Source organism: Dietzia sp. DQ11-38-2 (genome assembly GCF_014145055.1).
Lineage (GTDB): Bacteria > Actinomycetota > Actinomycetes > Mycobacteriales > Mycobacteriaceae > Dietzia.
Map to the genome: position 1 here is coordinate 3,029 of NZ_JAALDW010000276.1, position 5,732 is coordinate 8,760.

Consider the following 5,732-nt stretch of genomic DNA (forward strand, 5'->3'; position numbering starts at 1 on the left):
TCGGACTACGTGCCCGTCGACTACCGCACCACCGGGATCGTGATCGCCGGCCTCGTCGGGTTCGCGATCCTCCTCCAGCCCGTCGGCTGGTTGATCACCTCCAGCGCGCTGTTCTGGATCGTCAGCCGCGCACTGGGGAGCAGGCGACCGGTCTTCGACATCGCGGTCTCGGTGATCTTCGCCTCCGTCATCCAGATCGCCTTCTCGGCCGGGCTCGGCCTGGGGCTGCCCGCCGGAATCCTGGAAGGAGTCGTGCCGTGGAGCAACTGAGCCTGCTGGGTGACGGCATCGCCGGGGTGCTCACCCCGATGAACCTCACCCTCCTGCTGATCGGTGCCCTCCTCGGCACCGCGGTCGGCGTCCTTCCGGGACTCGGCTCCGCGATGGCGGTCGCCCTGCTCCTGCCGGTCACCTTCACGCTCGACCCGACCGGCGCCTTCATCATGTTCGCCAGCATCTACTTCGGCGGACTGTTCGGTGACTCGACCTCCGGGATCCTGCTCAACACACCCGGCAACTCGTCGGCCATAGCCACGACGTTCGAAGGGCACCGGATGGCCATGAGCGGCCGGGCGGCCAAGGCCCTGGGGATCTCGGCGATCGGCGCCTTCACCGGCGGCATGATCGCGTGCGCGTGCGTCGTGATGTTCTCCCCCTACCTGATCGTCCTCGCCCGGGCGTTCTCGTCACCCGAGTACTTCGCCCTCGCGGTGTTCGCCTTCGTCGCCATCTCGGCCGTCGTCGCCGAGTCCGTCGTGAGGGGACTGGCCGCGCTCGGCCTGGGGCTCGCGCTCGCCCTGGTCGGCACCGACTCGATGACCGGCACCCAGCGCTTCACCCTGGACACCCCGTCACTGTTCGAGGGCATCTCGATCATCGTGATCACCGTGGGACTGCTGGCCCTCGGCGAGGTCCTGCACCAGGCGTCGCGGATCCGCCGTGAGGCGACCGTCGGCGGTCCGGTGGCCACCGAGGGCTCCCCGTTCCCGACCCGCAAGGAGATGCGCAGAATCTGGCCGGCGTTCCTCCGGGGCACCGCGTTCGGCCTGCCCTTCGGCACGATCCCGGTCGGCGGGTCCGAGGTCCCGACGTTCCTCGCCTACGGCACCGAGAAGGCCCTGGCCGCGCGGCGGCACGACCCCGACTTCGGCACCCGCGGCGCGCTCCAGGGCGTCGCCGCTCCCGAGGCCGCGGGCAACGCCACCGCCGGCAGCGCGATGGGCGCGCTGCTCGTCCTGGGCCTGCCGACCTCGGCGACGGCCGCCATGATGCTGGCCGCGTTCCAGCAGTACGGGATGCAGCCCGGCCCCATGCTCTTCGAGACGAGTGCCGCGCTGGTGTGGCCGCTGCTCGCCAGCCTGTTCGTCGGCCTGATCATCCTGCTGGTCATCAACCTGCCGTTCGCGGCCGTCTGGGCGAAGCTGCTGCTGATCCCCCGCCACTACCTGTACGCCGGCGTGACGGTGATCGCGATGCTCGGCACCTACGCGATCTCCTCCTCGACGCTGGACCTGTGGATGGTGATCGCGATCGGCATCCTGGGATTCGTCATGCGCCGGTTCTCGATCCCGCTGGCCCCGGTCCTGATCGCCGCGATCCTCGGCCCGCTGGCCGAGCTCGAGCTGCGTCGGTCGCTGGCACAGTCCGAGGGCGACGTGTCGATCCTGGTCTCGTCGAACATCACCCTCGCGCTCTACGGCCTGCTGGCCGTGGCCGTGGCGGCGAGCATCATCCAGCACACCCGGCACCGTCGTCGTCGCCGCCGGGAGGCCGCGGCGGAGTTGGAGGCCGCCGCACGGTAGGGATCGTGGACACGACGAAGGCCGCCCACGACACGTGGGCGGCCTTCGTGATCCTGATCGGTACCGGTGGGGGGACTCGATCCCCCGACCTCACGATTATGAGTCGTGCGCTCTAACCAGCTGAGCTACACCGGCATGCGCTGCCAGTCGGGCGATCGGGCCGCCCCGCACAGTGCGAGCCCCCTGACGGAATCGAACCGTCGACCTTTTCCTTACCATGGAAACGCTCTGCCGACTGAGCTAAGGGGGCCGGCCACCCTGGGTCGCGAAGCGCTCCGCGGCTCGGGGTGAAAGCCTCTAGCAGATTACACACAGGCTCGAACGGGGCACAAATCGCCCGGTGGAGCGGGGTCGAGGCCCCGCTGGCAGGATGTGGGGCATGCGCATCTCCGTGGTCGTCCCCGTCCTCGACGACGCCCACGAGCTCGCCGGGTGCCTCGCGGCCCTGCACGGCCAGACGAGGCCGCCGGACGAGATCGTCGTGGTGGACAACGGATGCTCCGACACGAGTGCGGACGTCGCCCGCGAGGCCGGCGCGCGCGTGGTGACCGAGCCGGTCCGGGGTATCCCCTCGGCCGCCGCCGCCGGCTACGACCGGGCCTCGGGCGACGTGATCGCCCGCCTGGACGCGGACTCCCGCCCGGGCCCGGACTGGATGCAGCGGATCGAGAGCGCGTTCGCCGAGGACCCGGGTCTCGTGGCGCTCTCGGGCCCCGGCGAGTTCATCGGACTGGGCGGGTGGCGGGCCCGCGCCGCGCAGCTGCTCTACATGGACGCCTACTTCTTCTCCGTCGGCGCCGCGGTGGCCCATCCTGTGCTGTTCGGGTCCAATCTGGCGATGCGTCGCACGGCCTGGGAGCGCGTCCGCGAGGGAGTCGACCGGTCGGACCCGGAACTGCACGACGACATCGACCTGTCGTTCCAGTTCGGCGCCGACGACCGGCTGCGGGTGGACAGGTCGCTGACCGTGGGCATCTCCGCGCGTCCGTTCGACGATCCGGCCGCGATGCGCCGACGCTTCTCCCGTGCGTTCCGGACGATCGCGCGCAACTGGCGCACCTCGCCGCCCTCTCAGCGCTGGATAGAGCGCCTGCGGCGCTGAGTCGGCCGGAGCGCCTGCGGCGCTGAGTCGCCCGCAGGGCGCGTCAGGACCAGACGAGCACCGACCACAGGATGATCTGCGTGACGCAGAATCCCGCCAGCATGTTGAGCACCAGGAAGCGCTTCCAGCCCTCGTTGGTGCGCTCGGCGTCGGCGTCGGTCACTCCGACATAGGCCGCGACGGTGGCCAGGTACGGCAGGATCGCGAAGGCGACCCCGGACGCGGGCCACGGCGCCGCCACCAGCAGGACGATCACCGCGGCGGCGTAGCAGGCCAGCGCGAACCACACCGCGGCACGGGCCCCGAGCACGGTGGCGACGGACTTCAGGTCCGCCTCGCGGTCGAAGCGGACGTCCTGGACGGCGCCGAAGGCCTGCGAGGCGGCGCCCCACAACATGAAGGCCACCAGGCAGGCCCACACTCCCCCGGTCAGCTCGGCACCCGCGATGGTCCAGCCGACGATCGCCGGGGAGACGAAGTGGAAGGCGGAGGTCACCGAGTCGAGGAACGGGATCTCCTTGAACCGCAGTCCCCTGGCGCTGTAGGCGATCACGGCGAAGGCGCTCGCGGCGAGCCACAGGGACGACTCCAGCGATCCCACCAGCACGAGGTAGAGAAGGAACGGCACCGTGGTCACCGCGGAGGCCACGAGGGTGGCGGTGTGACGGGAGCGTTCCAGCACCGATCCCTCGACGCCGCCCTTGCGCGGGTTGCGCAGGTCCGACTCGTAGTCGAACACGTCGTTGATCCCGTACATCGCCAGGTTGTAGGGCACCAGGAAGAAGACCGTGCCGATGACGCCGACGAGGTCGAACCCCCCTGTGGCCAGGAAGTACGCCAGGGCGAACGGCGCGGCGGTGTTGATCCACGACACCGGCCGGGACGACCAGAACAGCGTGGAGAGCAGACCGGGTGACGCGGACCGCTCGGGGGTGCGGACCTCGTCGTCGTCGTGCCCCGGACCGCGTGCCAGCAGCGCGTCACCCCTGCCCGACACCGTCGGGTTCCCGACCCCGGCCCCGACGCGCGGCGACTCGGTGAGCAGCGCCCACACCGACGGCACGAACACCGCCGCGGCCACGGCGTAGGCGAAGTCCTCGATGGGCGCCACGCCCAGCCGGATGCCGCTGGTGAGCTCGTCGTCGTACGCCACGAGCCCGGCCGAGATCATGATGTTGTCGAACACCGCGGTGAGGATCATGAGAATGACGAACGCGCCGGCGACCCCGATCAGCCACCGGCGTCGGGCCTGCCCACGCAGGCGCCAGGCCGCGAGGAGGGCCACGGCCACCACGGGGATGGACATGGTGAGGTTGAGGGTCGTGTAGAGGCTGGTCACGGGCGTTCCCCTGTCGCCCGGGCCGTCTGGGAGGACCGGGCCGTCCGGGACGCCCGGGACGCGGCCGCGTGCTCGACGGCACGGGAGACCCCCGTCGCGCACACCAACGCGAGGTGGGACAGGAACGCCAGGAACACGACCTCCTCGACCGGGATCTCGGGGGCCACCAGCAGACCGGTCATGAAGTCGGTCTGGCCGCGAAAGAACACCCCGCTGCGCACCCCGAGGACGTCCCACGTGAGCAGCAGCGCCACGGAGGCGGTGACGGCGAGCGCCGCGGCGGCGGGCGCACGGAACGCCGCCAGCTTCCAGCGGTGGTCGATCACCAGGATTCCGGTGAACGAAACCACCTGAACCAGGAGATAGGCCAGCCCGATCACCTGTCGAACACCACCCTGTCTCCTACCGCCCTGTCGAACACCGTGCCCCCGCCGGGCTCGGGCACCGGCGCCGTGCCCGTGTCTCCCCGGACGTGTTTGAGCACCAGCTCGGCGCTGATCAGGCACATGGGCAACCCGATCCCGGGAATGGTGGACGCCCCCGCGTAGTAGAGACCGTCGACGTGCCGGGAGACGTTTCGGGTCCGGAAGAACGCGCTCTGGGCCAGCGTATGGGCGGGCCCGAGGGCGGTGCCGCGCCACGCCCCCAGATCCTGTTCCAGATCGGCCGGCGCGATGGTGCGACGGACCACCACGCGCTCCGCCAGGTCGGGGATCCCGGTCCAGTCGGCGATCTGGGCGATAGCCCGGTCGGCGGCCGCCTCGATGGTCGCGTCACCGGCGCCGTCGACGCCCCCGTGCCCGAGACCGGGGTCGGCGGGGATGGGGACCAGGACGAAGAGGTTCTCGTGCCCTGCGGGGGCGATGCCGGCGTCGGGGTCGTCGGTCGCGCTGGGGCGGCAGACGTAGAGCGAAGCCGGGTCGGGGATGTGGGTGGAGGCGCCGAAGATCGCGTCGAAACCCTCCTCCCAGCGGTCGGTGAACAGCAGGGTGTGGTGCGACAGCTGCGGCAGCTCACCCTTCACGCCCAGCAGCATGAGCAGCGCGCCGGGCCCCGGCGTCTTGGAGTCCCAGTAGGACTGCGGGTAGGTGCGAAGCTCCTCCGGGAGCCACCGGGTCTCGAGGTGGTGCAGGTCGGCGGCGCCCACCACGAGCCCGGCGGGCAGGGTCCGCTCGTCACCGGCGCGGTCGCGCACCCGGACACCGGTCACCCGTGCGCGGGTGGGGCCGCCGTGAGCCCCGCCGTCGACGGAGGTGGTCAGTTCGACGGCCCGGGTGCCGGTGTGGATGCGCACCCCCTGCGCCTCGGCCACCCGCCGGACGGCGGCGATCACCTCGGTGAACCCACCGCGGGGGTACAGCACGCCGTCGGTGAGGTCGAGGTGGCTCATCAGGTGATAGATCGACGGGGCCAGGTACGGCGAGGATCCCAGGAAGACCGCCGGATAGCCCAGGATCTGCTGGATCCGGCGGTCGGTGAAGCGGCGGGA

The 5,732-nt window shown here is 71.0% G+C and carries 6 protein-coding genes and 2 tRNA genes; 3 read left to right on the plus strand and 5 right to left on the minus strand.

Annotation, left to right across the window (positions count from 1 at the left end; translation table 11 throughout):
* Nucleotides 1-270 (plus strand): tripartite tricarboxylate transporter TctB family protein (locus tag G6026_RS09980; protein WP_182613084.1); only part of this gene is annotated, 270 nt, incomplete at its 5' end.
* Nucleotides 258-1,802 (plus strand): tripartite tricarboxylate transporter permease, encoded by a 1,545-nt coding sequence (locus G6026_RS09985; RefSeq protein ID WP_182613085.1) that lies wholly within the window; start codon nt 258-260, stop codon nt 1,800-1,802. The genes G6026_RS09980 and G6026_RS09985, both read left to right, overlap by 13 nt.
* 61 nt (nt 1,803-1,863) lie before the next feature.
* Here the strand turns inward: G6026_RS09985 and G6026_RS09990 are convergent.
* Both G6026_RS09990 and G6026_RS09995 read right to left on the minus strand, forming a co-directional pair.
* Nucleotides 1,864-1,937 (minus strand) — tRNA-Met (locus G6026_RS09990).
* 42 nt (nt 1,938-1,979) lie between these two features.
* Nucleotides 1,980-2,052, minus strand: a tRNA-Thr gene (locus tag G6026_RS09995).
* A gap of 129 nt (nt 2,053-2,181) precedes the next feature.
* Between G6026_RS09995 and G6026_RS10000 the strand changes: the two genes are divergently transcribed.
* Nucleotides 2,182-2,904 (plus strand): glycosyltransferase family 2 protein, encoded by a 723-nt coding sequence (locus G6026_RS10000; protein WP_182613086.1) that lies wholly within the window; start codon nt 2,182-2,184, stop codon nt 2,902-2,904.
* Nucleotides 2,905-2,947: 43 nt separating this feature from the next.
* Here the strand turns inward: G6026_RS10000 and G6026_RS10005 are convergent, their stop codons facing one another.
* The 3 genes from G6026_RS10005 to crtI form a co-directional block, all read right to left on the minus strand.
* Nucleotides 2,948-4,243: a prenyltransferase gene (locus tag G6026_RS10005; RefSeq protein WP_182613087.1), complete on the minus strand. Its 1,296-nt coding sequence runs from the start codon at nt 4,241-4,243 to the stop codon at nt 2,948-2,950.
* Nucleotides 4,240-4,623, minus strand: coding sequence for a lycopene cyclase domain-containing protein (locus G6026_RS10010; protein WP_182613088.1), 384 nt, complete (start codon nt 4,621-4,623; stop codon nt 4,240-4,242). The genes G6026_RS10005 and G6026_RS10010 overlap by 4 nt, the downstream gene beginning before the upstream one ends.
* A partial coding sequence (gene crtI, locus G6026_RS10015) for a phytoene desaturase family protein (RefSeq protein ID WP_182613089.1) occupies nt 4,620-5,732 on the minus strand: 1,113 nt, incomplete at its 5' end. The genes G6026_RS10010 and crtI, both read right to left, overlap by 4 nt.